Genomic DNA, 26478 nt, shown 5'->3' on the forward strand with positions numbered 1-26478 from the left:
GATGCACACAACACCTTTCATCGCACTCTGACGCCAGGCGGAAAAAAATATGAAAAGCCAGTCACAGATGATTTTTTTGCTCTTTATCGGGTATGTCGTGGTCTATATCGATAAAACCGTGATGGGCTTTGCGCTGCTGCCCATCGAAAAAGAGTTTGGATTGAGCACCGCGCAGCTGGGGTATATCACCGGGATCTTCTTCCTGGCCTACTCCCTGTTTCAGATACCGGCGGGCTGGCTGAACGATAAAATCGGCTACAAAACCATGCTGATCCTCTCCCTGTGCGCGCTGGGGATCTTCGCCCTCTGCTTTGGCGCGCTGGGCATGAGCTTTGGCCTGCTGCTGGTGTTTCGCTTTCTCTCCGGCGTGGGGCATTCGGGCTATCCCTGCTCCTGCGCCAAAGCGGTGGTCAGTAACTTCGCGCTGGAAAAGCGCACCTTTGCCCAATCCGTTCTGCTCTCTTCCGCCGGACTGGCGATGACCGTAGGGCCGATTGTCGCCGTCTGGGCGCTGGCACACCTCGGCTGGCACGCGTCGTTTGTCTCGCTGGGGATCGTTGCCTGCGCCATTGCGGTGCTGATCGCCGTGCGCGTGCCGTACCAGAAACCCGCCGCCCGCCAGCACGCGCAGGGCCAGAGCGGCGCATTGTGGCGCAACCCAACGGTCGTGCTGCTGTTTATCTCCGTCTTCTGCGTCAATATTCCCAGCTACGGCCTGCTGGCGTGGCTGCCAAAATTTTTCGTCCAGAGCATGGGCATGCCGCTGGAGATTTCCAGTTATATCGTGGCGGCCGGTGGCGCGGGGATTTGGCTATCCTCATTAGGGACCGGCTGGCTGGTCGGGAAATATTTTCACAACCGCGAGCCGCAGGTGATCCTGACCTGCGCGCTGGTGAGTGCCGCCGCCATTTTTGGCATCTTCCACACGTCCACAGCGCTGACCGCCAGCGCCCTGCTGTTTGTCGGGGAGATCTTCCTGATGGCGACCTTTGTCACCGCCTTTACCCTGCCGATGAAGCGCCTGCCGGAAAACATCACGGGCTCGGCCATCGGACTGATTAATACCGGCGGGACCCTGGGCGGCTTCGTTTCGCCTGTTGTCATTGGTTATCTGGTTGGGCAAAGCTACAGCTATGAGAGCGCATTTATTTTCCTGTCACTGGCAATGGTGTGCGCAGGCGTGGCGATTGCGCCACTGATAAAAAAACCTGCCGCACCGCTGCCGGTCACTGACTGAAGGAGAGTGTCATGAAAAGTACCCTTGAAAACCTTATCCGCGACGTACACGACGATGTGATCCGCTGGCGCAGGCATATTCACGCCAACCCGGACCTGTCGTTTCAGGAGAAGCCGACCGCTGATTTTATCGCGCGGGAACTGGCAGCCCTGCCCGAGCTGGTACTGAGCCGCCCGGTAGAGAACAGCGTCATCGCGGTATTACAGGGCGAGAAGCCCGGCCCGATGTGGGCGCTGCGTGCGGACATTGACGCCCTGCCGCTACAGGAAGAGAGCGGTGAAGCGTTCAGCTCCACCAAAGCCGGGGTAATGCACGCCTGCGGACACGATGCCCACACCGCGATGCTGATGGGTGCCGCCAAAGTGCTCTGCCGCCTGCGCCATCAGCTGCATGGCAGCATTAAGTTTATCTTTCAGCCGGCAGAGGAGGTGCCGCCGGGCGGCGCGCGCGAACTGGTGGAAAAAGGGGTGGTTGACGACGTCGAGAAGATCTTCGGGCTGCACGTTTTCCCCACCAGCCCGACCGGCAAAATCACCCTGAAAGAGGGAGTGTACGTCGCCTCCAGCGACAACTTCGACATTACCCTTTTCGGCCAGGGCGGTCACGGCTCTATGCCGCAGTTCTGTATCGATCCGGTCGTGATTGGCGCGGAAGTGGTTACCGCCCTGCAAAACGTGGTGGCGCGGAATCTCGACCCGATTAACGCCCCGGTGCTGACCATCGCCACCTTCCAGGCAGGCGACAGCTATAACGTCATTCCGGACAGCGCACGTCTGGCGGGCACGGTACGCACGCATAATCAGCAGGTACGTGAGCAGGTGCCGCAGCTGATGCAGCGGATTGTCGAGGGGGTTGTCAGCGCCCACGGTGCCCGCTGTGAGATACGCTGGCAACAGGGTTATGCCGTCGGGAACAACCATGCCGATACCAACGCCATCGCCAAAGCCGCCATCGCCGAACACTTTGCTGAAGGAACGCTACAGTTGGCCGATCGCGCGCTGTTCGGCAGCGAAGACTTCTCCTCCTATCAGGAGAAAATCCCCGGCACTTTCCTGTTTATTGGCTGTGGTAACGAGGAAAAAGGCGCGGTATGGAACGTCCATAACCCGCACTTTCGCATCGACGAAGCCGCGCTGGCCGTGGGCGTGAAGACGCATATTGCGTTAGTGAGCGCGCTGTTTGAGGAGATGTGAGGCTCTCTTTACACTGAGGGAGCGATAACGCATGCGGCCTGCCGGTGACACGCAACTGGCAGGCCGCCGCCGCACAATTATTGGTAAATCCTTAAATCAGTTCTATAGTCGACACAGTTTCTTCGTTACCAGGACTTACTATGCGCTTTAATGGACTGACCAAAGGTTTCTTCATTCTCATTCTCGCCCTCGTTACCTGGGCCTTTTTCGATGTGCTCTCGCCCTACTTCTCCGCGATACTGTGGGCCGCGATCCTGACCATCATCTTTAACCCGGTAAAAAACAAGCTGCGCACTGCGCTTGGCGAACGCAACGGGCTGGCGTCGTTCCTGACCCTGTGCATTATCTGCCTGATCGTCTTTATTCCGTTAACGGTGATCCTCTCCTCGCTCGCCATTGAGCTGAACGTGGTTTACACCAAGCTGCAGCAAAACAATACCCAGTTCCCGGAGGTGGTTGCCGGGGTCTTTAACCGTCTGCCGGACTGGGCCAGCGGATTCCTGGCGGATCACGACCTGACCAACGCCGCCGAGATCCAGAAAAAACTCTCGGACGCTGCGCTTAAAGGCGGGCAATACCTCGCAGGCAGCGCGTTCCTGATCGGTAAGGGAACGTTCGGGTTCGCCATCAGCTTCGGCATCATGCTCTATCTGCTGTTCTTCCTGCTGAAAGATGGGCCGTATCTGGTGCGCCAGATCCTCGACTCTCTGCCGCTGTCTGATTTTGCCAAACAGCACCTGTTTGCCAAGTTTGTTGGGGTCTCCCGCGCGACGGTAAAAGGGACGGCCGTTGTGGCCGTAGTTCAGGGTACGCTCGGTGGGATCGCGTTTGCGATTGTGGGCATCGACGGCAGTATCCTTTGGGGCGCGCTGATGGCGTTCCTGTCACTGGTGCCCGCCGTCGGCTCGGCGATTGTCTGGGTTCCGGCGGCAATTTACCTGTTCGCCACCCATCAAATCTGGCAAGGGCTGTTCATCGTCGGTTTCTTTGTCATCATTGTCGGCCTGGTGGACAACATCCTGCGTCCGCTGCTGGTGGGCAAAGACACCAAAATGCCGGACTACCTGATCCTGATCTCCACGCTGGGCGGCATGGAGCTTTACGGCATTAACGGCTTCGTCATTGGCCCGTTGATTGCCGCGCTGTTTATCGCCTGCTGGAACCTGTTCTCCGGTCGCGACCATGAAGGCAACGCCGAAGAGCTGGATGCCGAGTTTATCGAAGAAGGGCGAAACCCGCCGGATTTATAACCCTATCGTTAAAACGAGGCGGCCCCGTGCCGCCTTTTTTTTCACCATAAATCAAACGTTTTCTATAATTTGAAAGAACGCCATCCCACTCTTGTCGCAGAAGGATTAACAGGTGCGAATCGCCACAATCACAAACTGGGCCTACGGCGCCACGGTGTGTCTGACCCTCGCCTCCGGCGTCGTCATGCTGATGGCGTCCCATGCCGACAGCGTTGAGCGCGAGGCCGTTAAGCAGCGGCAGCAGTTCGATCAGCTGACCGAAAATGTGGAGACCGATGCCTGGATGCTCTCCGACCTGGCGCGCCTGTTCGTCATCAAAAAAGAGCCGGCCATCCTCAACGAGTATCGGATGAAAGAAGGTAGCCTGAAGGGTATTGAGCATCGGCTCGAAGCGTTAAAAGACACGGGAGCCTCGGTCGAAGAGCTGGCGCTGCTGCAGGAAGGGCTGAAAATCATCGACGAGCTGCAGGATGAACAGCAGGTGGCGCTCGCCAGCATGGCGCAAGGTAACGAGCAGCAGGCCGTTGCGCTGCTGTATGGCAATACCTATGAGCAGGAGCTGGAGCGCGCGCAGAGCCAGATTGATCATTTTCGCCAGCTTCTGGATAAACGCATCATTGCCGACGTGCAGGCGGCCACAAACACATCGAAAAAGCTGCGTACCGCCTCCGAGGTAATGGTTGGGCTGACTGCCCTGCTCTTTTTGTTCGTGATGGGCTTTATTCTCAAACGCCGCGTCCTGCACCCGGTCGTGCGGCTGAGCGACGTGGTACACCGCCTGGCGTCGCAGGACTATGCGGTCGAGACGCCGAACTTCACCCAAATCGATGAGATTGGCGATATGGCGCAGGCTATCCGTATTTTCCGCGAAAATGGCCTGGCGCGGCAGCGGCTGGAGAAAGAGCGCGACGCCGACTGGGCGATCCGCGAGCTGCTGGCGCGCATGACCCAACGATTTCAAGGCTGCGAGAGCTTCGCGGACGTGATTAACGTGGCGGAGCTGTTCGCCCCCAATATTGCGCCGGGCGTGTCGGGACGCTTGTATATCGTCGATCGCGCGTCGTGGGAGATGCGCTGCGCGGCCGAATGGCTGTCGCCTGAAGGAGAGAAAAAACCGTTCCACCCGGATGCGTGCTGGGCCATTCGACGCGGGCAGAGCCATCCACCGGTAAACGGCGAGCCGGATATCACCTGCTCGCATCTGCCGGCCTCGCAAATGCATCAGTCGCTGTGCGTGCCGCTTATTGCGCAGGGCGAAGCCATCGGCCTGCTCTCTTTCCAGAACATCAGCCCGGACAGTGCGCCCTCCCGCGCGTATCTGGAGCTGATGGCGGAGGCGCTCGGGCTGGCGCTGGCCAACCAGCGGTTGCGCGATGCTCTGCTGGAAAAAGCGTTGTTTGATCCCCTCACCGGATTACGCAATCGCCATCATCTGGAAGATACCTTACGCACGCAGATGACCCAGGCCATGCGCAATAAGGAGCCGATAAGCTGCCTGATGATCGATATCGATCACTTCAAAAGCATTAACGATCGCTTTGGTCATGAAGCCGGTGACCAGGTGATCAAAAGCGTGGCAACCATTATTCAGCGCGCGGTACACGATACCGGCCTGGCCTTCCGCTACGGCGGTGAAGAGTTCCTGGCGCTTCTCACCGGTGCGGACGAAGAGGCAGCGCATGCCTGCGCAACGAAGATTTACGACGGCGTGCAGGCCCTCTCCCCCCATTACGGGCTGACAGAAATTGGTCCGGTTGATGTCTCGATCGGGATCGCCAGCTATCCGCAGCACGCCCAGAGCGATAACCTGCTGCGCGCCGCGGATGTCGCCCTGTACCGGGCAAAAGAACTGGGCCGCTCGCGAATTGTAAGCTTTGGAATGCTGGAGGCGGGCTAACCATTATTTTGCGCGCGCCACTCCCTGACCATCTCGTCTGTGACTTCGTTTTTATAGCAAATGGGGGCATAGCCGCCCGCTTTGCTCCAGGCACTGCGTCTTCCACAGGCGCTGCCGTTTCTCGCACGGTTAAAAGGACAGGCGCAAACGCCCGGATACGAAGCAATCGATTCGGCAATAACGTTCTCTTTTACCTGTTCATCGGATACTGAATGGCCTTTTGCCGTGGCATTTCCCGCCAGAAAAAGGCCGCACGCAGCCAAAAGCACCATCCATGATGATTTACCGTTCATTTTAATGACTCGTTTTAACAGAAGGGAGAGGTCCAGAATAAGTATTGAAAACGCGGAATGTACTGATATAGAACAAGGTTATTATGGGAGGGGGTATAGGATGTTGGCGGGGTATTCATAGTGTGAAAACTGCCAGTTGGTATTATTCATTTGGGATATGTTTTTGGGGTTATTTGGGAATGGCGGGGAACATGCACTCGTGTGTTCATTCAGGCATGTCTGTTCTGAATCAGGGATAAATGATTTTTGATGTTTGTTACGGGGGGTTGAAGCAAGAGATTTATCATTGAGAGTGGTGCCGATAATAGGAGTCGAACCTACGACCTTCGCATTACGAATGCGCTGCTCTACCAACTGAGCTATATCGGCCCTGAGAGGCCGGTTACGAGCGTAACCACGGGGCAAAAGAGTAGATCTAACCGGGGGATGCGTCAATGCCCTTTTGAATCGAACGTCTATTTTTGCATCACACGGGTTTTCCTTACGCACAAAAAGTACATTTGCCTCCGGCTTCACCCACCCGGTGGCACGTCTTTGCGTCAGGATCATGAAGAGCCTCGCCAGACCACATGCACTGAGGTCTGTTTTGGGACGCATACGTATAAAGGGATCAATTGTCGGTCCCCCTTTTGCAGATGCCTCTTATCTACAAGGTGAATGTCCAGCCGAGGGTGAGTGAGAATAAATAATATTAATCCCTATATTGCGTTTTCTTAGATCCAAATATCAATAATAGCTGGGGTCGCGGATTATGCAAATGCGTTGTTTCTGATTTTATTGGTGTTTCTATTTTATTGCTGAGTATACCTTTTCGCTCAGGATGATTGATTACAAATATTTACAATTCCATGTGATATTTTTTATGCGCATTGATAGCTAACTGGCAAATTACGACTAGTATCATATAGACAGTAGGAATTATATCTTTTACTGGATATAGACGTTTACTCCACGGTTTTATATTTATCAGGTTGGACCATTATTATCACGCTATGTTAATTCATGGTGCAAAGGCGTTTGTTTTCGCTCAATTAATTCCCCCTCTCAGCGCGAAGCGTCAGGATTAGCGTTAATTTAAAGGACAACAGATATGACTCAAATTTACGACCAACCCACTACCCTCCGTCGGGATCCCGAGACATATTCATCCCTGCCCGCCGCCAGCAACAGCGCGGTATCATGGGGGGCCATATTTGCAGGTGCAGCCGCTGCGGCCTCTCTTTCCATGATTCTACTTATGCTGGGCGCAGGATTAGGCCTGACGTCTATTTCTCCCTGGGAAAATGATGGTCTGGATGCCTCTACGGTAGGTATCGCTGCCATCGTGTGGCTTGCCTTCACCCAAATAGCAGCATCGGGAATGGGTGGCTATCTTGCCGGGCGTTTACGCACTAAATGGGTGGCGACTCACTCAAACGAAGTTTATTTCCGCGATACAGCACATGGCTTTTTGACCTGGGCCGTGGCTTCACTTATCTCGGCAATATTATTAACGACCACCGCTGGCTCTATTATCGGCGGGAGTGCCAAAGCAATTGGTGCGGTAGCAGGTGGCGCAGCCACGGCCACGATGGGTGGTGTTGCAAATGCGACCTCTGGCTCGGATCCCTCTACGCAATATTTTATCCAGTCTTTATTCAGAACAATGAATACTGACACCGCGAATACGTCGGCAGTATCGACAAATACCCAGACACCAGGACCTGCACCGCAACAAGAAGTTTCCCCTGCGGAGTTAGGTGAAGTCACCGGTATTTTCGCCCACAGTATTACGACAGGTTCTCTGCCAAAAGAAGACCAGCAATATGTTGCCCAGCTGATTTCTCAGAAAACGGGCATTAGCCAGAGTGAAGCTGAACAGCGAGTGACTGCTACTTACGAAAAAGCGCAGAACGCGCTGAAAGAGGCCAAAACCAAAGCTCAGCAGGCCGCTGATGAAGCGCGGAAAACCACCAGCTACATCACTCTCTGGACATTCATCTCACTTCTGATTGGTGCTTTCGTCGCCAGCCTGTGTGCGACCTTCGGTGGTCGTCAGCGTGACTTATAATTATTGATAATTTGGGAGGTTTACATGCGTTCGATATTGCTGTTCTTTTTAGGCGTTCCTATTCCAATCATTATTCTGATTGCCTTGTTTATGCACTGATACCCGGCTTTTGACGGGATAAAACAGAGTGAAGGATCGTTTGCAGGCGTAGCCGCGACGAGAAGGAAAGGAGATGGCGCGGGAGATGCATTAAGGCCTTTGGAATCCATTGTCTACTTGCATCACCCGCCCGTTATTTACGCACGGATAGTATCATCGCCGAAGCCAATCCACTTATACGTGGTCAGTGCTTCCAGCCCCATCGGGCCGCGCGCATGCAGTTTCTGAGTGCTCACGGCCACTTCCGCGCCCAGGCCAAACTGGCCGCCGTCGGTGAATCGCGTAGAGGCGTTCACATACACGGCTGAAGAATCCACTTCGTTCACAAAGCGATTCGCGTTGCGCAGCGTGCGGGTCAGGATCGCATCAGAGTGTTGCGTCCCGTGTTCACGGATGTGCGCAATGGCGTCGTCGAGATCGGCGACCACCTTCACGTTCAGATCCAGCGACAGAAACTCATCATCGTACTGCTCCGCTTTCACGGGAACCACATTCGCCGGGCCGTCCTTCAGCAGCGCCAGCGCACTGGCATCAGCGTGCAGCGTCACACCGCTTTGCGCCATCTGCTGGCTCAGCGCAGGCAGGAAGGTGCGTGCAATGCCCTGGTGCACCAGCAGGGTCTCTACGGTATTGCAGGTGCTCGGACGCTGAGTTTTAGCATTGACGATAATTTTCAGCGCAGGGTCAATTTCTGCGGTGTCATCCACCAGAATATGACACACGCCGATACCGCCGGTGATCACCGGGATGGTTGACTGCTCGCGGCACAGCTTGTGCAGCCCTGCGCCACCGCGTGGGATCAGCATGTCGATGTATTTGTCCATGCGCAGCATCTCGTTCACCAGCGCGCGGTCCGGGCTTTCAATGGCCTGCACGGCACCCGCCGGTAAGCCGCACTCCTCCAGCGCCTGCTGGATGACCTTTACCGTTGCCGCGTTGGTGCGCCAGGTCTCTTTCCCGCCGCGCAGAATGGCGGCGTTACCGGTTTTAAGACACAAAGAGGCCACGTCAACGGTGACGTTCGGACGGGCTTCGTAAATCACGCCGATGACGCCGAGCGGCACGCGGCGGCGTTCAAGACGCAAACCGCTGTCGAGCAGCCCGCCGTCAATCACCTGCCCGACCGGATCGGCCAGATTACAGACCTGACGAACATCGTCGGCAATGCTTTTCAGGCGCGCAGGATTAAGCGCCAGGCGGTCGAGCATCGCCTCGCTCAGGCCATTGCGACGCGCTTCCAGCAAATCCTGTTCGTTAGCGAGCAGGATCTCGGATGCCTGGGATTCCAGGTAATCAGCGATTTTTTCCAGCACGCGGTTTTTCTCACGGCTGGAAAGGAGCGCCAGTTTATAAGAGGCGGCCTTCGCGGCGGCACCCATTTGTTCCAACATGTTCTGGCTCCTTAACGAATGATCATGTCATCGCGATGCACGGCTACCGGGCCATATTCATAGCCCAGAATAGCGTCGATCTGCTGCGAATGGTGGCCTGCAATACGGCGCAATGCGTCGCTGTTGTAGCGGCTTACGCCGTGGGCGATGTCGCGACCCTCGAGGTTACGGATGCGGATCACTTCACCACGCGAGAAGTTGCCTGTCACGCTTTTAATTCCTTTAGGAAGTAATGAACTCCCCCTTTCCAGAATAGCGGCAGTGGCCCCTTCATCAACGGTCAGCTCACCTGCTGGCGGCGCGCCGAAAATCCAGCGTTTACGGTTTTCCAGCGGTGACGCCTGCGCATGGAAGCGCGTCCCAACGGAGATCCCTTCCATGACATCGCCAATAACGCCCGGGCGGCTGCCCGCAGCGATAATGGTGTCGATACCCGCACGGCAGGCAACGTCAGCCGCCTGAAGTTTGGTGCCCATTCCGCCGGTTCCGAGGCCGGAAACGCTGTCACCGGCGATGGCGCGTAAAGCATCGTCGATGCCGTGAACGTCTTTAATCAGCTCCGCTTCCGGGTTGGAACGGGGATCGGCGGTAAACAAGCCCTGCTGGTCAGTCAGAAGCAGGAGCTTATCGGCACCCGCCAGGATTGCGGCCAGCGCGGAAAGATTATCGTTATCGCCCACTTTGATTTCAGCGGTCGCCACGGCGTCGTTTTCGTTAATAACCGGAACAATATTGTTGTCCAGCAGCGCGCGCAGCGTGTCGCGCGCGTTCAGAAAGCGTTCTCTGTCTTCCATGTCGGCACGCGTCAGCAGCATCTGCCCGACGTGAATACCGTAGATGGAGAACAGCTGTTCCCAGAGTTGAATGAGTCGGCTTTGTCCCACGGCGGCCAGCAGCTGTTTAGAGGCGATCGTCGCGGGGAGTTCGGGGTAGCCCAGGTGTTCACGCCCGGCGGCAATCGCCCCGGAAGTCACAATAACAATACGATGCCCTGCGGCATGCAACTGAGCGCACTGACGTACAAGCTCAACAATGTGGGCGCGATTAAGGCGGCGCGATCCGCCTGTTAACACACTGGTACCGAGTTTTACCACCAGCGTCTGGCTGTCACTCATGATTATCTGCCGTTCAACAATAAGGGGAAATGAAGTCAAACGAACGTTTTAACAGGACTCAGGCCCGTTGCCAACCGCCTTAGCATAAAGCAGAACACTTTGTTGCGCGGGATCAGGAAGCCTAACGGCAGATTTTGACGCTTATATGACAGAAAAAATAAAACTGACTTTTTTAAACATATTCTTACTTTGTCATAAAACGTTCATTCGAGAACGATAAAACCCTTCCTGTTTTTTCACGGGACTTAAGTAAACGCTTATCGTCCAGCGAATTTTAGCGCGTATATAACACTCAGGATTGAAAATGAACAAGAGTACTCTGGCATTAGTGGTAATGGGCGTTGTTGCTTCCGCATCGGTTCACGCAGCAGAAGTTTATAATAAGAACGGAAATAAACTGGATGTGTACGGCAAAGTAAAAGCAATGCATTACCTCAGCGATGATGATGCAAAAGACGGCGACCAGACCTACGTCCGTTTCGGTTTTAAAGGCGAAACGCAGATTAACGACCAGCTGACCGGCTATGGCCGCTGGGAAGCAGAATTTGCTGGTAACAAAGCAGAAAGCGATTCATCTCAGAAAACCCGTCTTGCTTTCGCGGGGATTAAAATTAAAGACTTCGGTTCTTTCGACTACGGTCGTAATCTGGGCGCGCTGTACGACGTCGCAGCCCTGACCGATATGTTCCCGGAGTTCGGCGGTGACGGCCTGGCGCAAACTGATAACTTCATGACTAAACGCTCCAGCGGCCTTGCAACATACCGTAATACCGACTTTTTCGGTCTGGTCGATGGTCTTGATATGACCCTGCAATACCAGGGCAAAAACGAAAACCGCGACGTGAAAAAACAGAACGGCGACGGCTTCGGCACCTCTCTGGGCTATGACTTCGGCGGCAGCGATTTCTCCATCATCGGCGCTTACGCTAGCTCTGATCGTACCAACGAGCAAAACCTGCAGGCGCGCGGCGAAGGTAAAAAAGCGGAAGGCTGGGCAACAGGCCTGAAGTACGACGGTAACGATATTTACCTGGCGACCATCTATTCTGAAACGCGTAATATGGCCCCGATTTCAGGCGGCTTTGCCAATAAAGCGCAAAACTTCGAAGCCGTGGCGCAATACCAGTTTGATTTTGGTCTGCGTCCATCCATTGGTTATGTTCAGTCTAAAGGCAAAGATATCGAAGGGATCGGTGACGAAGACATCGTGAAATATATCGACGTGGGCGCGACCTATTATTTCAACAAAAATATGTCCGCCTTTGTTGATTATAAAATCAACCAGATTGACGACGATAATAAACTGGGCGTGAGCAGCGATGATATCGTTGCCCTGGGCATGACGTACCAGTTCTGATTTTGCAGTAATAAAAAACCGGCGTAATGCCGGTTTTTTATTACCCGGTGGCGGCTTCGCCTTACCCGGATGACCAACCTGACCTTACGCCGTCAGCTTAACCGCTTCGCTTGAGAAATCATCGGCGGGTTCCAGCTTCAGGTCCAGCGTTGCCAGCAGCGCCGTTGCTTTGGCAAGGTACTCTTTCAGCGTGTGCTCCAGACGATCGATCACTTCCTGATCTTTGATAGGCGCAGGCTGCCAGTTCCCTTCTTTATTAAACAGACCAAACTGGTAGCTGTAGGTGAAACGTTTTTCCTCTGCTTCCATTTCCATCCACCAGCCCCAGAATTCACGGCTTTCAGGTGCAGGCTTCACGTTGACGCATACGGCCAGGCAGTCGAAAAAAAAGCGATTCTCTTCACACTGCTCTTCTCGAATGTACGGGCCAAGAGCCATGAACTTCTTAATCAGTCTACTTTTCGGGTGTCCACTCGGTAACGTCATTACGATCTCCTTTTGTGAAGCCACTGTTTTACCAAACCGTCAAAATTTAGCAATCTATTAACACACTCTCTGAGCGATCCAGCGCGTGATCTCTTTCAACGCTTTGTCAAAATTCTGATACACCGGGCTGAATGGCACCTCAAGCAGTTTGCCATCGGAAGATGACGAGGTGATTAAACGCGACTCTTCCTCCGGGCTGAACGGATCGTTTTTCCAGAATCCGGAGAGCATCGGCGTAGGACACCGCCGCCCCAGTAAGCCCTGCGTTTTAAGAGAGTAACGATTAAGCTCCACGCGCAACGCTTCGTCTGATGCATCATGCATGCCAAGACGGCTCGCCAGCACGTCCAGATACATCTCTGGCACGCTGCCCTGCCGCACGGGATCGCTGAGCAGGGCATGGACGACCGGGCCAAGACAAGCGACCGCTTTCAGGCGGGAGGATTCAAGGTAGGCCAGACGCACCGCGACGTTGGCCCCGAAGCGGAAACCAAAGGCCGCCACGCGGGTATGATCAACCCATGGAATATTTTCCAGCGCTTTCAGCGCATGCTGGTGCAGCAGGCTCGAGTCCTGCGTCAGTTTCCACTTGGTTGAGAAGCCGATTGAGGGCATATCCAGCGTCAGCATGGCGATCCCTTTTGGTGCAAAGTAACGCTCAAACAGGCTGAAGTAATCAATCTGAAGCGAATCGAGGCCGCCGCACATCAGCACCGTCGGGAATGGCCCCTCGCCTTCCGGCATATGCAGGAAGCCGGTTACGGACGCTCCGCCGGGGATGGTAAATTCAAGCTCGCGCATGCGGCACGACAGCCGCTGAGCCGCTTCTTCGTAGGCGCGATTGGCCAGCGCCTGAGCCTGCTCGGCCAGCTCATCCCCCTTAAGATGGGGATAGGCGGCAATGCTGTAGAGGTTTGAGGCGTGCAGCCAGTGCTGGCCGCTGAGCGTGGCATCCTCTTCCTGGCTGGCTTTTTGCTGCCAGAGCATCGCCTGTTTAGACCACTCATAGATCCAGTTGCCGCCGCGATAGCCAACGACCGTATCGTACAGTTCGCTGTCGGTGCGTTCGGCCTCGCTCATCACGATGCGCGCCTGCACTTCGAGGATTTCACGGGGATCGATACCGCGCCAAATCCACATCAGACGGTTGATCATGCGATACCAGTGGGGGACATTTTTGCCGTCTAACGCAGACTGCACTGAAGGCATGGTGCCAGAGTTAAACCGGCGCACCAGCGTCGACGTCTCAGGATGTTTGAAACGGGGTTTGAAAAGAGTCTCAGTGAGATTCGCCTGCGTCATTGCGTTGCCTCCATGGATACGTCATTAAGAGACCATTGTAACGCGGCAGAGGCTAAAAAGAACAACGCCCGGCATGGCCGGGCGTGTAAAGTTACGTACTGGAATTAGCGGCCTGAAATAGGCGGTACAAAGACCACACTCATATCCCATGGCTGTTCAATCCAGGTATCCTGCGGGATATCAATCACGTAATCATCCACCAGCGGGCGACCAGTCGGCTTCGCGAAGATGGTCACGAAGTGAGCTTTCGGATACATTTCGCGGATAGCTACCGCGGTACCACCGGTATCCACCAGGTCATCAATAACGATGAAGCCTTCACCGTCGCCTTCTGCGCGTTTCAGCACTTTCAGCTCGCGCTGGTTGTCGTGGTCATAGCTGGAGATGCAAACGGTATCGACATGACGAATACCCAGCTCACGTGCCAGCAGCGCCCCCGGTACCAGACCGCCACGGCTGACGGCAATAATGCCTTTCCACTGTTCGGAAGGCATCAGACGCGCAGCCAGCTTGCGTGCGTGAATCTGCAACATGTCCCAGGTGACGACGTATTTTTCGCTCATGTGAAGTGTCCCAGCCTGTTTATCTACGGCTTAAAAAGTGTTCAAGGGGGAAATAGGTTGCGCGAGATTATAGAGATCTGACGCACTAAAAACCAGTGTTTAGCGCCCTGAGCCTGAGTTTTTACATGCTTAATGCTACCAGCAACCAGAGAAAGTGGTATTCTCAGTTTCATCTCGCAAGCCCGACTTGTGGTAACTATTAACCTGCTAACCCCGTGTCCTGCATCATTGTTTGCAGCGCACCGACAAGGAGACTTATCGTGTCTGAACTGTCTCAATTATCGCCACAGCCGCTGTGGGATATTTTTGCCAAAATCTGCTCCATTCCGCACCCGTCCTACCATGAAGAACAATTAGCCGAACACATTATGGGCTGGGCGAAGGAAAAAGGCCTGCACGCCGAGCGTGACCAGGTGGGCAACATCCTGATCCGTAAACCTGCAACCGCAGGGATGGAAAACCGTAAACCGGTTGTGCTGCAGGCGCACCTGGATATGGTTCCACAGAAAAACAACGATACCGTTCACGACTTCACCAAAGATCCTATTCAGCCGTACATCGATGGCGACTGGGTGAAAGCGCGCGGCACCACCCTTGGCGCGGACAACGGTATTGGCATGGCCTCTGCGCTGGCCGTGCTGGCAGACGACAGCGTTGAGCACGGCCCGCTGGAAGTGCTGCTGACCATGACCGAAGAAGCGGGCATGGACGGTGCGTTTGGCTTACAGGCGAACTGGCTGCAGGCTGACATCCTGATCAACACCGACTCAGAAGAAGAAGGTGAGATCTACATGGGCTGCGCGGGCGGGATTGATTTCATCTCTACCCTGCCGCTCTCCCGCGAAGCCGTTCCTGCGGGCTTCGAGACCTTCAAGCTGACGCTGAAGGGGCTGAAAGGCGGCCACTCTGGCGGCGATATTCATTTAGGTCTCGGCAATGCCAACAAACTGCTGGCGCGCTTCCTGGCAGGTCATGCGACTGACCTGGATCTGCGTCTGGTGGATTTCAACGGTGGTACGCTGCGTAACGCGATCCCGCGTGAAGCCTTCGCCACCGTGGCCGTGCCTGCGGCAAAAGCAGACGAGCTGAAAAAGCTCGCCAGCGTTTATCTGGATATCCTGAAAAACGAACTGTCTGAGAAAGAGAAAAACCTGAACGTGGTGCTGGAATCTGTCTCTACAGATAAAGCCGCGCTGACCGCACAGTCACGCGACAGCTTCGTTCAACTGCTGAACGCCACGCCAAATGGTGTAATCCGCAACTCCGACGTCGCGAAAGGCGTGGTAGAAACCTCTCTGAACGTGGGCGTGGTCACCATGAGCGACGAGAGCGCAGAGATCATCTGTCTGATCCGCTCGCTGATCGACAGCGGTAAAGAGTATGTGGTGAGCATGCTGGAATCTCTGGGTAAACTGGCGGGCGCGAACACCTCCGCGAAAGGCAGCTACCCGGGCTGGCAGCCGGATGCCACCTCTCCGGTGATGGCGCTGGTACGTGAAACCTATCAGCGTCTGTTCAACAGCACGCCGAATATCCAGGTGATCCACGCGGGTCTGGAGTGCGGTCTGTTCAAAAAACCGTACCCGAACATGGACATGGTTTCCATTGGGCCAACCATCACCGGGCCACACTCCCCGGATGAGCAGGTTCATATCGAAAGCGTGGGCCACTACTGGACGCTGCTGACGGAACTGCTGAAGGCGATCCCTGCGAAGTAATTAGCCGTTTGATGCCCGGTGGCGCTTCGCTTGCCGGGCCTACGATTGATACACGCTACAACCCTAATACCAACTGCCGCTCCAGCTGCGGATCCAGCAGCGTAACGTGCACCCCCACCAGCCGAACCCCTCGCCCTGCCCGCCGCTCTTCCCACGCTTTTTTCGCCGTAGCGATAAGATCGTCTTTATTCAGCCGGGGCCAGACGTGTTCCTGGGTGGTCTGCTGGAAATCGTTGAACTTGAGCTTGATGCCCTGACGGGCAATCAGCAGATCCGGTTTCACCTTCGCCAGACGTCGTTCCAGCTCGGGATAGAGCTGATCGGTAATAATGGCTTCGCAATCTGACCAGTCGTGAATATCTTCTATCAGCGTGCGCTCGACCCCGACGGATTTACGCAGCCGTTCGCTGTTCACGTCGCGATCGTCAATCCCCTGGCTGCGCTCCCACAGCACGCGGCCAAATTTGCCAAAACGCTTGAGCAGCATCGCCAGATCGCTGCGCTGCACGTCTTCACAGGTCCGTAATCCCATGCTTTCAAGCTTGGCGGCAGAGACTTTCCCCACGCCGGGAATTTTACCGAGCGGCAGGGTTTTCAAAAACGCCGGGACCTCTTCAGGGGTGATGACGTACTGACCGTTGGGCTTATTGAGATCGGACGCGATTTTCGCCAGGAACTTCACCGGCGCGATGCCTGCCGATGCGGTCAGGTTTAGCTCGTCTGAGATGGTCTGGCGGATCTTCTGCGCCATCAGCGTGGCTGAGCCGTGGCAATGCAGGCTGTCAGTGACATCAAGATAGGCTTCGTCCAGCGAAAGCGGCTCAATCAGCGAGGTATAGCGGGAAAAAATTTCCCGTATGTGGGCGGAGGCTTCTTTATAGGCGTCGAAACGCCCCGGTAAAAGGGTGAGATGAGGGCACAGCTTCAGCGCCATTGCCGTAGGCATTGCGCTGCGTACGCCAAATTTGCGCGCAGGATAGTTGGCGGTACTGATGACGCCACGCTGGACGCGGCTTCCGCCTATCGCGATAGGGATATCCCGTAGCGCCGGATTATCACGCATCTCTACCGCAGCGAAAAAGCAGTCCATATCGACATGGATTATTTTGCGCATAGTAAACCCTCACTCATCACTGGATAAGTATACAGTAAACATAAGCAAATTGAGAAGCGTCCGTGACGCGAGCAGCGTCTGCCCACTTTATAAAGGAAAACTAATGTGTAAACTAACAGCTTCGCTATTGCGAAAATCTATAGCGATGATAATGTGAGCGCTCCTGTCCAGAATAATCTGATTTCGGGTCTCTTTTGCCGTCCTGGCAAGTTGGTCATGGTTTTATCAAGGAACAAGTAGTATGCGTAAAATCGCATTATTCATTGCGATGCTTCTGATTCCGTGTGTGTCGTTTGCCGGGCTGCTCAGCAGCAACAGTTCAACCACACCCATCAGCAAAGAATATAAACAGCAGTTAATGGGATCCCCGGTTTATATTCAAATCTTCAAGGAAGAGCGCACTCTCGACCTGTATGTCAAAATGGGCGAGACGTATCAGCTGCTTGATAGTTATAAGATTTGTAACTATTCAGGGGGCCTTGGACCAAAACAACGTCAGGGCGACTTCAAGAGTCCGGAAGGGTTTTACAACGTTCAGCGTAGCCAGCTAAAACCTGACAGCCGTTTCTATAAAGCGATTAACATCGGTTTCCCGAATGCCTTCGACCGTGCCCACGGTTATGAGGGTAAATACCTGATGATCCACGGTGCCTGCGTGTCTGTCGGCTGTTACGCGATGACCGATACGGGCATTGATGAGATTTTCCAGTTCGTGACCGGCGCACTGGTCTTTGGTCAGCCGAACGTGCAGGTGAGCATTTATCCGTTCCGCATGACCGATGCCAACATGGCGCGTCACAAATACTCTTACTACGCGGATTTCTGGAAACAGCTGAAGCCGGGTTACGACTACTTTGAACAGACCCATAAGCCGCCGGTTGTTTCGGTTGTGGATGGGCGTTATCTGGTCAGCAAACCGCTGAGCCACGAAGTCGTCCACCCACAGTTGGCGTCAAACTACACGGTCCCCGAGGCAAAATAACGCCCACTCGCCTGGCATAATCTTTTGCCAGGCTTCGTTGCCCGTCAGCGGCTGCGTCGCGATCACGGTGACCACATCGTTTGGCGTGGTCTCCTTCTGAAAATCTATCTCCACATCCTGATCGAGCAGCGTGGCCACACCAAACGGCGCACGGCGGGTGATCCAGAACAGGTTCGTCGAACAGTACGCCATCACGTAGCGCCCGTCAGACAACAGCATGTTGAATACCCCTTTCTCGCGCAATTCTGTCGCCAGTAACGCAATGTATTTGAACACCGCTGCCATGTTGCCCGGCGTGCGGGGATAGCGTTCCGTCAGCTTGTGCAGCAGCCAGCAAAACGCTTTTTCGCTGTCGGTTTCTCCGACCGGGCGGAAATTGCCCGTTTCAAGCGATTTATAGCCCGTCAGTTGGCCGTTATGCGCGTAGGTCCAGTTGCGACCCCACAGCTCGCGGGTAAAGGGATGCGTGTTTTCCAGCGCCACTTCGCCGCGATTTGCCTGACGAATGTGGGCGATAACCGAGTGGGATTTTATCGGGTAATCCTGCACCAGTTTGGCAATGGGCGAGTTGAAGCTGGGTTGTGGATCTTTAAACGTGCGACAGCCTTTGCCTTCGTAGAAGGTAATGCCCCAGCCGTCTTTATGCGGCCCGGTTCCCCCACCGCGCTGTACCAGCCCGGTGAAGCTAAAGCAGATATCGGTTGGCACATTGGCGCTCATCCCGAGCAGTTCGCACATAATCACCTCCACAACAGCGGGGGCAGCGCCCCAATGGATATGCCCCCCGCGAAGTCTTACTTAACCATCTCTTTTTCGATCAGCTGGATCAGGATGTGGATCACTTTGATGTGAATTTCCTGAACGCGATCTGCATAGCCGAAGTGCGGAACACGAATTTCGATATCGGCCGTACCGTCCATCTTACCGCCATCTTTACCGGTCAGGGTGATGACTTTCATCCCTTTTTCACGCGCGGCGGCGATCGCTTTGATCACGTTTGCGGAGTTACCGGAGGTCGAAATCCCCAGCAGCACGTCGCCTTCACGGCCTACCGCCTCAACGTAGCGGGAAAAAATGTGGTCGTAACCGAAGTCATTGCCTACGCAGGAGATGTGGCTCACGTCGGAAATCGCAATCGCCGGGTAGCCCGGACGGTTTTCACGATAGCGCCCGGTCAGCTCTTCTGCGAAGTGCATGGCATCACAGTGGGAACCACCGTTACCGCAGGAGAGCACTTTACCACCGGCTTTGAAGCTGTCGGCCAGCAGGACCGCAGCGCGCTGAATCGCGTGAATATTGGCATCATCTTTCAGAAAATTAGCCAGCGTTTCCGCCGCTTCGTTCAGTTCGTTACGAATAAGATCCTGGTACATGAGGATAATCCTTCAGTATTGATGAGATAACAGGATGGAGTGTACCGGATACCACTAAAAGCGAGAAGCTAAAGCCTTGCGAAACGTCCGGCGTTTTGCTTTTTCGTGCCGGCTTAACCGCGAACAATGTGAACCAGGTTGTAATTATTTTGTAAACACATTGCTAAAGGAATTCACATCAACTACAACCATATCATCACAAGTGGTCAGACCTCCTACAAGCAAGGGAGCTTTTCGTTATGATGATTTTGAGCATTATCGCAACCGTTGTTCTGCTCGGTGTGTTGTTCTATCACCGCGTCAGTCTCTTCTTCAGCAGCCTGATCCTGCTGGCCTGGACGGCAGCGCTTGCCGTAGCAGGGCTTTGGAATATCTGGCTTTTAGTTCCGTTGGCCCTCATCCTTCTGCCGCTTAACCTGGTGCCGATGCGTAAGTCGATGATCTCCGCGCCGGTATTTAAAGGCTTCCGCAAGGTGATGCCACCGATGTCGCGTACAGAGAAAGAGGCGATCGACGCGGGCACCACCTGGTGGGAAGGCGATCTGTTCCAGGGCAATCCAGACTGGAAAAAGCTGCACAACTATCCGCAGCCGCGCCTGACCGCAGAGGAGCAGGCCTTTATCGATGGCCCGGTGGAAGAAGCGTGCCGCATGGCGAACGACTTCGCTATCACCCATGAGATGGCCGACCTGCCTCCTGAACTGTGGGCTTACCTGAAAGAGCATCGCTTCTTCGCGATGATCATCAAGAAAGAGTACGGCGGTCTGGAATTCTCCGCTTACGCTCAGGCGCGCGTGCTGCAGAAGCTGGCGGGCGTCTCCGGGATCCTGGCGATCACCGTGGGTGTACCAAACTCTCTCGGCCCGGGCGAACTGCTGCAGCATTACGGTACTAAAGAACAGAAAGATCACTATCTGCCGCGTCTGGCACGCGGTCAGGAGATCCCGTGCTTCGCCCTGACCAGCCCGGAAGCGGGTTCCGACGCCGGTGCGATCCCGGATACCGGCGTGGTGTGTATGGGCGAGTGGCAGGGCGAGCAGGTGCTGGGCATGCGCCTCACCTGGAACAAGCGTTACATCACCCTGGCCCCTATCGCTACCGTGCTGGGCCTGGCGTTTAAGCTCTCCGACCCGGAAAAACTGTTGGGCGGCGAGGAAGATCTGGGCATTACCTGCGCGCTGATCCCGACCTCTACCCCGGGCGTTGAAATTGGCCGTCGCCACTTCCCGTTGAACGTACCGTTCCAGAACGGTCCAACCCGTGGACAGGATATCTTTGTGCCGATTGATTACATCATCGGTGGCCCGAAAATGGCCGGTCAGGGCTGGCGTATGCTGGTGGAGTGTCTGTCCGTCGGTCGCGGTATTACCCTGCCGTCAAACTCAACCGGTGGCCTGAAATCCGTGGCGATGGGGATTGGTGCTTACGCGCATATCCGCCGTCAGTTCAAAATTTCCATCGGCAAGATGGAAGGTATCGAAGAGCCGCTGGCGCGTATCGCAGGCAATGCCTACGTGATGGACGCCGCCGCATCGTTGATTACCTACGGCATTATGCTCGGCGAAAAACCGGCCGTGCTGTCGGCGATTGTGAAGTACCACTGTACCCATCGCGCGCAGCAGTCAATCATCGACGCGATGGATATTGCGGGCGGTAAAGGCATTATGCTCGGCGAAGGCAACTTCCTGGCGCGCGGCTATCAGGGCTCACCGATTGCGATTACCGTGGAAGGGGCAAACATCCTGACCCGCAGCATGATGATCTTCGGCCAGGGGGCGATCCGCTGCCATCCTTACGTGCTTGAAGAGATGGCTGCTGCGCAGAATAACGACGTGGATGCCTTTGATAAGCTGCTGTTCAAACATATCGGCCATGTGGGCAGTAACGAGGTTCGCAGCTTCTGGCTGGGCCTGACGCGCGGCCTCACCAGCGCCACGCCAACCGGTGACGCAACAAAACGCTACTATCAGCACCTGAACCGCCTGAGCGCGAACCTCGCCCTGCTGTCGGATGTGTCGATGGCGGTGCTGGGCGGTAGCCTGAAACGTCGCGAGCGCACCTCTGCCCGTCTGGGTGATGTGCTGAGTCAGGTATTCCTGGCCTCTGCGGTCCTGAAACGTTACGACGATGAAGGTCGTCATGAAGCGGATCTGCCGCTGGTACACTGGGGTGTACAGGATGCGCTTTATCAGGCTGAACAGGCGATTGACGATCTGCTGGCAAACTTCCCGAACCGCTTCGTGGCGGGCGCGCTGCGGGTGGCTATCTTCCCGACCGGTCGCCATCATCTTGCGCCATCCGACCTGCTGGACCACAAAGTGGCGAAGATCCTGCAAATACCGAGCGCGACCCGCTCCCGTATTGGCCGCGGTCAGTATCTGGCACCCACGCCGCATAACCCGGTCGGTCTGCTTGAAGAAGCGCTGCTCGACGTGATGGCCGCCGACCCGATTCACCAGAAGATCTGCAAACAGCTGGGCAAAAACCTGCCGTTCACACGTCTGGATGAGCTGGCGAAACAGGCCCTGGCCGGCGGCATTATTGATAACAATGAAGCTGCCCTGCTGGTGAAAGCCGAAGAGAGCCGTCTGCGCAGCATCAACGTGGATGATTTCGAGCCGGACGAGCTGGCGACGCAGCCGGTAAAGCTGCCGGAGAAGGTCCGCAAACCTGAAGCCGCTTAACGCGTTTCGCTTCCCTAAACCCCGCCTCGCGCGGGGTTTTTTATTGCCACATTTTCCCGTAATGACGTGCTACAGTGTCAAAAAGCGGTCTTGTGAGGAGTCTGAATCGTGCCGGGTTTAAAGCTTTCTATTTTGCAGCAACCTTTAGTGTGGATGGATGGCCCTGCCAACCTGCGCCACTTTGATCGTCAACTGGAAGAGATTACCGGACGCGATGTGATTGTCCTGCCAGAGATGTTCACCACAGGCTTTGCGATGGAAGCGGCGAAACAGTCGATGCCGCAGGATGACGTCGTGGCCTGGATGCACGCCAAAGCCCGTCAGACCAACGCCCTGATTGCCGGTAGCGCCGCGCTACAAACCGAGCGTGGGGCGGTTAACCGCTTCCTGCTGGTTGAGCCAGAGGGGAACGTGCATTTCTACGATAAGCGCCATCTGTTCCGCATGGCGGATGAGCACCATCATTACGAGGCGGGTAACGAGCGCGTGGTGTTCGAGTGGCGCGGGTGGCGCATCCTGCCGCTGGTCTGCTACGACCTGCGCTTCCCTGTCTGGTCGCGCAACCGCGACGATTACGATCTGGCGCTGTACGTCGCTAACTGGCCTGCCCCGCGTTCCCTGCACTGGCAGGCGCTGCTGACGGCGCGCGCCATTGAGAACCAGGCCTATGTGGCGGGCTGTAACCGTGTGGGTACCGATGGCAACGGGCATCACTATCGCGGCGACAGCCGGGTGGTTAACCCGCAGGGTGAGATTATCGCGACCGCTGAGCCGCATCAGGCGACGCGCATTGATGCGGAGTTGTCGCTGACGGCGCTGAAGGAGTATCGGGAGAAGTTTCCTGCGTGGCAGGATGCGGATACGTTTAGCATCGGGTAAAAAAAAGCCGGGTGGCGGCTACGCCTTACCCGGCCTACAAATGCTGCTCGCGCGTTTAACTCACCAACGCCTGTCCGTCTTTACGGCTCTCCGTTGCCGCCACGTAGTGTCCCTCCGGCATCCGGTAAATCACCTGCGCACCGCCAAAGTTATAATCCTGCAGCGGATCTTCCACCACAATCTGATGCCCCCGCTCGCGCAGGGCGGCAATGGTATTGCGGTCGAACGTCGACTCGACGACCACTTCCCTGCCCTGCACCACGCGCCAGCGCGGGGCATCAATTGCCGCCTGCGGGTTTTGGCCGTGCAGCATGATGCGCAGCGCCATCTGCATGTGCCCCTGCGCCTGCATCGGCCCGCCCATCACCCCGAATGACATCAGCGGTTTGCCGTTTCCGTCCATCGCAAAACCGGGAATGATGGTATGGAACGGACGCTTGCTGCCGGCCAGCGCATTGGGATGTTTTGGATCCAGCACAAACCCACAGCCCCGGTTTTGCAGGCTGATCCCCGTGTCCGGCACGACGATCCCCGAGCCAAAGCCCATAAAGTTTGACTGAATAAATGAGACCATCATGCCGCTGGCATCAGCCGTACTCAGATACACCGTGCCGCTCTGGGTCGGTGAACCGTAGACAAAATCAGAGGCCTTATCCTGATCGATAAGCGCCGCGCGCGCCTTGAGATAATGGTCGCTCAGCAGCTCTTTCGCCGCGAACTCCATATGGTCTTCATCGGCAACGTAGCGATCGAGATCCGCCAGCGCCAGCTTCATCGCCTCAATGGCGAGGTGCAGCCCCTGCACAGAATCCGGGTGATGCTGCTCAATACCGCACTGCTCCAGAATGCCGAGCGCAATCAGCGTGGCGATCCCCTGGCCGTTCGGCGGCAGCTCCTGTACCGAGCCACCGGCAAAATCGCGCGATAGCAGGTCCACCCAGTCCACGCGATGGTTTGCCAGATCTTCGGTTGTCAGGTGTGCGCCATGCTCTTTGGCGAAAGCGGCGATTTTTTGTGCCAGCTCGCCATGGTAAAACGCTTCGCCGTTAGTTTTGGCAATCAGTTCCAGCGAGTTCGCCTGGGCCGGGTTACGGAAGATTTCCCCCACGCGCGGCGCACGGCCTTGCGGCGCAAAACAGGCGCTAAAGCCCGGCTGGTCTTTCAGCTTGTTGTAGCCACGCTGCCAGAGATGGCCAATCAGCGGGGAGACGGGAAAACCGTTGCGCGCATACTCAATTGCCGGCTGCGCCAGCGTGGTGAGCGGCAATGTACCAAAACGTTCCGCCAGGGCAACCCAGCCCGATACCGCGCCCGGCACCGTAACGGCGTCCCAGCCAATTTCCGGCACGGCGGTTTTCCCGGCAAATAGATCGGCATGCCAGCTGGCAGGCGAGCGGCCCGACGCATTCAAACCGTGAAGCTTTTCTCCGTCCCAGACGATGGCAAACGCATCGCTGCCGATGCCGTTGCCGGTTGGCTCGACAACGGTTAACGCCATGGCCGTTGCCACCGCAGCATCCACGGCGTTACCGCCCAGCTGGAGCATACGCATGCCCGCCTGCGCCGCCAGGGGCTGCGAGGTTGCAACGGCGTTGTGGCCCAGCATCGGCGGGCGGCGTGAAGCGTAGCCGGACGTAAAATCAAGCGCTTTGGTCATCATGACTCCTTAGTCGTGGCGCGGATCGAGCGCATCGCGCAGCCCGTCGCCGAGTAAATTAAAGCCCTGCACGGCAAGGAAAATCGCCACGCCGGGGAAAATAGACATCCATGGCGCTTGCTCAAGGAAACCTTTGGCGGTGTTGAGCATCGAGCCCCAGGACGGGTTCGGCGGCTGCTGTCCCAGCCCCAGAAACGACAGGCTGGCTTCGGCGATGATCGCCGAGGCAATCGCCAGCGTGGCCTGCACCAGAATCGGCGACATGACGTTGGGCAGTACGTATTTGATGATGATCCAGCGATCCGGCAGACCAATCGCCCGTGCACCGTCGATGTACTCTTCGTTGCGAATGGCGATCACCTGGCCGCGCGTCAAGCGGGCGAAGATCGGCATCGCCGAGAGGCCAATAGCGATCATCGCGTTAGTCAGGCTCGGGCCTAAAAACGCCCCGAGCGCGATCGCCATGATCAGGAACGGACAGGCCAGCAGCGCTTCAATAAAGCGTGAGATCACGCCATCCCACATCTTCTGGAAGTAGCCTGCCACCAGCCCCAGCGGCACGCCGATAACCACAGCGATGACCACCGACATACAGCCGGCCATCAGCGAGGTTCGCGCTCCCCAGATAATGCGCGATAAGATGTCGCGCCCCAGCTCGTCGGTGCCAAACCAGTACATCGCCGACGGCGCTTTGCGCACCGCCAGGAAGTTGGCTTTCACCGGGTCGAACGGGGCGATCCACGGTGCCAGCAGCGCCACCAGCACGAAGAAGCCCACCACGACCGCGCCGATCACCGCGCTTTTATTGGCAAGGAATTTTGTTAACACCCGGCTCTTCGCGCGTGGCAGCGCAGGCGCAACGGTTTGAGTTGTCAGTTCCGCCATCGTTAACCTCGCATTTTCGGGTTGATAAGCACGTAGAGCACGTCGGCCAGAAGATTGAGCATCAGGAAGCCGATCGCCACGATCAGCACCACGCCCTGCACCACCGCATAGTCGCGGTTGAATACCGAGTCGACGATCATCTTGCCAAAGCCCGGAATGGTGAAGACCTGCTCGGTCAACACCGCACCGCCCAGCAATTCACCGAACAGCAGCGTGGTCAGGGTGATCACCGGCACCAGCGCATTGCGAAAGGCATGCTTTAAGATCACGGCGTTTGGCAATAGCCCCTTTGCCCGTGCGGTGCGGATATAATCCGCTTTTAATACCGCGATCATGGAGGCGCGGGTATGGCGCATCAGCGTGGCGGCCAGCCCCGTACCGAGCACGGAGGCAGGCAGCAGCAGCGTGCGCAGGTTCTGGATCGGATCTTCACTGAACGGCACATAGCCGGACGCAGGCAGCCACTGCAGGTTGACCGAGAAAACCAGAATCAGCAGGATACCCAGCCAGAAGTGCGGGATCGAGATCCCCGAGATCGCCACGAAATTCGCCCCGTGATCGACCCAACTGTTTTTGTTTACCGCCGCGAGGATCCCCATGCTGATGCCAAACACCAGCGCGATGATCATCGCCAGCAGCGACAGCTCCAGCGTCACCGGCAGCTTGCTGGCGATCAGCTGCGTCACCGGCTCGTGGGTGCGCAGGGAGACGCCAAGGTCGCCCTGCAGCGCACGCGTCAGCCAGTTGAAGTACTGCACGGGGATCGGCGCATCCAGGTTAAGCTCGGCGCGCAGCTGGGCGATCACCGCCGGGTCGCGCTCCTCCCCGGCCATGGCGATCAGCGGGTCGCCGGGCAGCAGCTTTTGCAGCCCGAACACCATCATGCTCACCAGCAGCAAAGTGGGGATCGCCAGCAGCAGACGTTTGCAAATCAGTTCCAGCATGGGTTCTCC

22 protein-coding genes and 1 tRNA gene are annotated in these 26478 nt (G+C 56.2%); 10 read left to right on the forward strand and 13 right to left on the reverse strand.

The window, feature by feature from the left end; translation table 11 throughout:
* The first annotated feature begins 49 nt into the window (after positions 1 to 49).
* The 4 genes from I6L58_RS07955 (at position 50) to I6L58_RS07970 (ending at position 5577) form a co-directional block, all read left to right on the forward strand.
* Entirely contained in the window at positions 50 to 1237 is a 1188-nt protein-coding gene (locus tag I6L58_RS07955; RefSeq protein ID WP_088207877.1) for an MFS transporter, read from the forward strand.
* 11 nt (positions 1238 to 1248) lie between these two features.
* The gene (locus I6L58_RS07960) at positions 1249 to 2430 is read left to right on the forward strand and encodes an amidohydrolase (protein ID WP_088207878.1); all 1182 of its coding nucleotides are present in this window, start codon (positions 1249 to 1251) and stop codon (positions 2428 to 2430) included.
* A 140-nt stretch (positions 2431 to 2570) separates the two neighbouring features.
* Positions 2571 to 3680: an AI-2E family transporter gene (locus tag I6L58_RS07965; protein WP_006176809.1), complete on the forward strand. Its 1110-nt coding sequence runs from the start codon at positions 2571 to 2573 to the stop codon at positions 3678 to 3680.
* Positions 3681 to 3792: 112 nt separating this feature from the next.
* The gene (locus I6L58_RS07970) at positions 3793 to 5577 is read left to right on the forward strand and encodes a diguanylate cyclase (protein ID WP_088207879.1); all 1785 of its coding nucleotides are present in this window, start codon (positions 3793 to 3795) and stop codon (positions 5575 to 5577) included.
* On the opposite strand, the gene I6L58_RS07975 is transcribed toward I6L58_RS07970, so the two are convergent.
* Complete coding sequence (locus I6L58_RS07975; RefSeq protein ID WP_058609333.1) at positions 5574 to 5870, reverse strand: hypothetical protein; 297 nt, start codon at positions 5868 to 5870, stop codon at positions 5574 to 5576. The two genes, I6L58_RS07970 and I6L58_RS07975, sit on opposite strands and share 4 nt — an antisense overlap.
* A gap of 293 nt (positions 5871 to 6163) precedes the next feature.
* Positions 6164 to 6239 (reverse strand) — tRNA-Thr (locus I6L58_RS07980).
* 721 nt (positions 6240 to 6960) lie between these two features.
* On the opposite strand from I6L58_RS07980, the gene I6L58_RS07985 reads away from it, so the two are divergent.
* Positions 6961 to 7920 (forward strand): hypothetical protein, encoded by a 960-nt coding sequence (locus I6L58_RS07985; RefSeq protein WP_006176802.1) that lies wholly within the window; start codon positions 6961 to 6963, stop codon positions 7918 to 7920.
* Positions 7921 to 8156: 236 nt separating this feature from the next.
* Here I6L58_RS07985 and proA read toward each other — a convergent pair whose 3' ends face one another.
* A complete protein-coding gene (gene proA / locus I6L58_RS07990; RefSeq protein WP_006176800.1) occupies positions 8157 to 9410 on the reverse strand; it encodes a glutamate-5-semialdehyde dehydrogenase in 1254 nt (417 codons plus the stop codon).
* An 11-nt stretch (positions 9411 to 9421) separates the two neighbouring features.
* Positions 9422 to 10525, reverse strand: a complete 1104-nt coding sequence (gene proB / locus I6L58_RS07995) for a glutamate 5-kinase (protein WP_006176799.1) — start codon at positions 10523 to 10525, stop codon at positions 9422 to 9424.
* A 304-nt stretch (positions 10526 to 10829) separates the two neighbouring features.
* Between proB and phoE the strand changes: the two genes are divergently transcribed.
* Positions 10830 to 11882 carry a phosphoporin PhoE gene (gene phoE, locus I6L58_RS08000; RefSeq protein WP_006176797.1) on the forward strand — a complete coding sequence of 351 codons (1053 nt, stop codon included), beginning with the start codon at positions 10830 to 10832 and terminating at the stop codon, positions 11880 to 11882.
* A gap of 84 nt (positions 11883 to 11966) precedes the next feature.
* Here phoE and crl read toward each other — a convergent pair whose 3' ends face one another.
* From crl to gpt, 3 genes are all read right to left on the reverse strand, one after another.
* Positions 11967 to 12368: a sigma factor-binding protein Crl gene (gene crl / locus I6L58_RS08005; RefSeq protein WP_006176796.1), complete on the reverse strand. Its 402-nt coding sequence runs from the start codon at positions 12366 to 12368 to the stop codon at positions 11967 to 11969.
* 57 nt (positions 12369 to 12425) lie between these two features.
* Positions 12426 to 13670 (reverse strand): esterase FrsA, encoded by a 1245-nt coding sequence (gene frsA, locus I6L58_RS08010; protein WP_088207880.1) that lies wholly within the window; start codon positions 13668 to 13670, stop codon positions 12426 to 12428.
* A gap of 104 nt (positions 13671 to 13774) precedes the next feature.
* Positions 13775 to 14233 carry a xanthine phosphoribosyltransferase gene (gene gpt, locus I6L58_RS08015; protein WP_088207881.1) on the reverse strand — a complete coding sequence of 153 codons (459 nt, stop codon included), beginning with the start codon at positions 14231 to 14233 and terminating at the stop codon, positions 13775 to 13777.
* Positions 14234 to 14493: 260 nt separating this feature from the next.
* On the opposite strand from gpt, the gene pepD reads away from it, so the two are divergent.
* Positions 14494 to 15951: a cytosol nonspecific dipeptidase gene (pepD, locus tag I6L58_RS08020; RefSeq protein ID WP_088207882.1), complete on the forward strand. Its 1458-nt coding sequence runs from the start codon at positions 14494 to 14496 to the stop codon at positions 15949 to 15951.
* 55 nt (positions 15952 to 16006) lie between these two features.
* Here the strand turns inward: pepD and dinB are convergent, their stop codons facing one another.
* Positions 16007 to 17065 (reverse strand): DNA polymerase IV, encoded by a 1059-nt coding sequence (gene dinB, locus I6L58_RS08025; RefSeq protein ID WP_088207883.1) that lies wholly within the window; start codon positions 17063 to 17065, stop codon positions 16007 to 16009.
* Positions 17066 to 17306: 241 nt separating this feature from the next.
* On the opposite strand from dinB, the gene dpaA reads away from it, so the two are divergent.
* Entirely contained in the window at positions 17307 to 18047 is a 741-nt protein-coding gene (dpaA, locus tag I6L58_RS08030; RefSeq protein ID WP_006176792.1) for a peptidoglycan meso-diaminopimelic acid protein amidase, read from the forward strand.
* Here the strand turns inward: dpaA and I6L58_RS08035 are convergent.
* On the reverse strand, positions 18018 to 18785 hold the full coding sequence (locus I6L58_RS08035; RefSeq protein WP_006176791.1) for a class II glutamine amidotransferase: 768 nt from the start codon (positions 18783 to 18785) through the stop codon (positions 18018 to 18020). The genes dpaA and I6L58_RS08035 overlap by 30 nt on opposite strands.
* Positions 18786 to 18841: 56 nt before the next feature.
* Positions 18842 to 19420, reverse strand: coding sequence for a D-sedoheptulose 7-phosphate isomerase (gene lpcA / locus I6L58_RS08040; RefSeq protein ID WP_003863232.1), 579 nt, complete (start codon positions 19418 to 19420; stop codon positions 18842 to 18844).
* Positions 19421 to 19659: 239 nt separating this feature from the next.
* On the opposite strand from lpcA, the gene fadE reads away from it, so the two are divergent.
* A complete protein-coding gene (fadE, locus tag I6L58_RS08045; RefSeq protein ID WP_088207884.1) occupies positions 19660 to 22104 on the forward strand; it encodes an acyl-CoA dehydrogenase FadE in 2445 nt (814 codons plus the stop codon).
* Between the two features lie 108 nt (positions 22105 to 22212).
* Positions 22213 to 22983: an amidohydrolase gene (locus tag I6L58_RS08050; RefSeq protein ID WP_088207885.1), complete on the forward strand. Its 771-nt coding sequence runs from the start codon at positions 22213 to 22215 to the stop codon at positions 22981 to 22983.
* A 55-nt stretch (positions 22984 to 23038) separates the two neighbouring features.
* Here the strand turns inward: I6L58_RS08050 and I6L58_RS08055 are convergent, their stop codons facing one another.
* The 3 genes from I6L58_RS08055 to I6L58_RS08065 are packed head-to-tail and all read right to left on the reverse strand — an operon-like array spanning position 23039 to position 26469.
* The gene (locus tag I6L58_RS08055; protein ID WP_088207886.1) at positions 23039 to 24640 is read right to left on the reverse strand and encodes a gamma-glutamyltransferase family protein; all 1602 of its coding nucleotides are present in this window, start codon (positions 24638 to 24640) and stop codon (positions 23039 to 23041) included.
* A gap of 9 nt (positions 24641 to 24649) precedes the next feature.
* The gene (locus I6L58_RS08060; protein WP_058609354.1) at positions 24650 to 25525 is read right to left on the reverse strand and encodes an ABC transporter permease; all 876 of its coding nucleotides are present in this window, start codon (positions 25523 to 25525) and stop codon (positions 24650 to 24652) included.
* A gap of 2 nt (positions 25526 to 25527) precedes the next feature.
* Entirely contained in the window at positions 25528 to 26469 is a 942-nt protein-coding gene (locus I6L58_RS08065; RefSeq protein WP_006176784.1) for an ABC transporter permease, read from the reverse strand.
* Between the last annotated feature and the right edge of the window lie 9 nt (positions 26470 to 26478).

Origin of the sequence: Enterobacter cancerogenus, from assembly GCF_019047785.1 — a bacterium.
Lineage (GTDB): Bacteria > Pseudomonadota > Gammaproteobacteria > Enterobacterales > Enterobacteriaceae > Enterobacter > Enterobacter cancerogenus.

Coding starts and splice junctions, on each gene's coding strand:
- I6L58_RS07955 (WP_088207877.1), top strand. CDS start 50: ATGAAAAGCCAGTCACAGATGATTTTTTTGCTCTTTATCGGGTATGTC.
- I6L58_RS07960 (WP_088207878.1), top strand. CDS start 1,249: ATGAAAAGTACCCTTGAAAACCTTATCCGCGACGTACACGACGATGTG.
- I6L58_RS07965 (WP_006176809.1), top strand. CDS start 2,571: ATGCGCTTTAATGGACTGACCAAAGGTTTCTTCATTCTCATTCTCGCC.
- I6L58_RS07975 (WP_058609333.1), bottom strand. CDS start 5,870: ATGAACGGTAAATCATCATGGATGGTGCTTTTGGCTGCGTGCGGCCTT.
- I6L58_RS07985 (WP_006176802.1), top strand. CDS start 6,961: ATGACTCAAATTTACGACCAACCCACTACCCTCCGTCGGGATCCCGAG.
- proA (WP_006176800.1), bottom strand. CDS start 9,410: ATGTTGGAACAAATGGGTGCCGCCGCGAAGGCCGCCTCTTATAAACTG.
- proB (WP_006176799.1), bottom strand. CDS start 10,525: ATGAGTGACAGCCAGACGCTGGTGGTAAAACTCGGTACCAGTGTGTTA.
- phoE (WP_006176797.1), top strand. CDS start 10,830: ATGAACAAGAGTACTCTGGCATTAGTGGTAATGGGCGTTGTTGCTTCC.
- crl (WP_006176796.1), bottom strand. CDS start 12,368: ATGACGTTACCGAGTGGACACCCGAAAAGTAGACTGATTAAGAAGTTC.
- frsA (WP_088207880.1), bottom strand. CDS start 13,670: ATGACGCAGGCGAATCTCACTGAGACTCTTTTCAAACCCCGTTTCAAA.
- gpt (WP_088207881.1), bottom strand. CDS start 14,233: ATGAGCGAAAAATACGTCGTCACCTGGGACATGTTGCAGATTCACGCA.
- dinB (WP_088207883.1), bottom strand. CDS start 17,065: ATGCGCAAAATAATCCATGTCGATATGGACTGCTTTTTCGCTGCGGTA.
- dpaA (WP_006176792.1), top strand. CDS start 17,307: ATGCGTAAAATCGCATTATTCATTGCGATGCTTCTGATTCCGTGTGTG.
- I6L58_RS08035 (WP_006176791.1), bottom strand. CDS start 18,785: ATGTGCGAACTGCTCGGGATGAGCGCCAATGTGCCAACCGATATCTGC.
- lpcA (WP_003863232.1), bottom strand. CDS start 19,420: ATGTACCAGGATCTTATTCGTAACGAACTGAACGAAGCGGCGGAAACG.
- fadE (WP_088207884.1), top strand. CDS start 19,660: ATGATGATTTTGAGCATTATCGCAACCGTTGTTCTGCTCGGTGTGTTG.
- I6L58_RS08055 (WP_088207886.1), bottom strand. CDS start 24,640: ATGACCAAAGCGCTTGATTTTACGTCCGGCTACGCTTCACGCCGCCCG.
- I6L58_RS08060 (WP_058609354.1), bottom strand. CDS start 25,525: ATGGCGGAACTGACAACTCAAACCGTTGCGCCTGCGCTGCCACGCGCG.
- I6L58_RS08065 (WP_006176784.1), bottom strand. CDS start 26,469: ATGCTGGAACTGATTTGCAAACGTCTGCTGCTGGCGATCCCCACTTTG.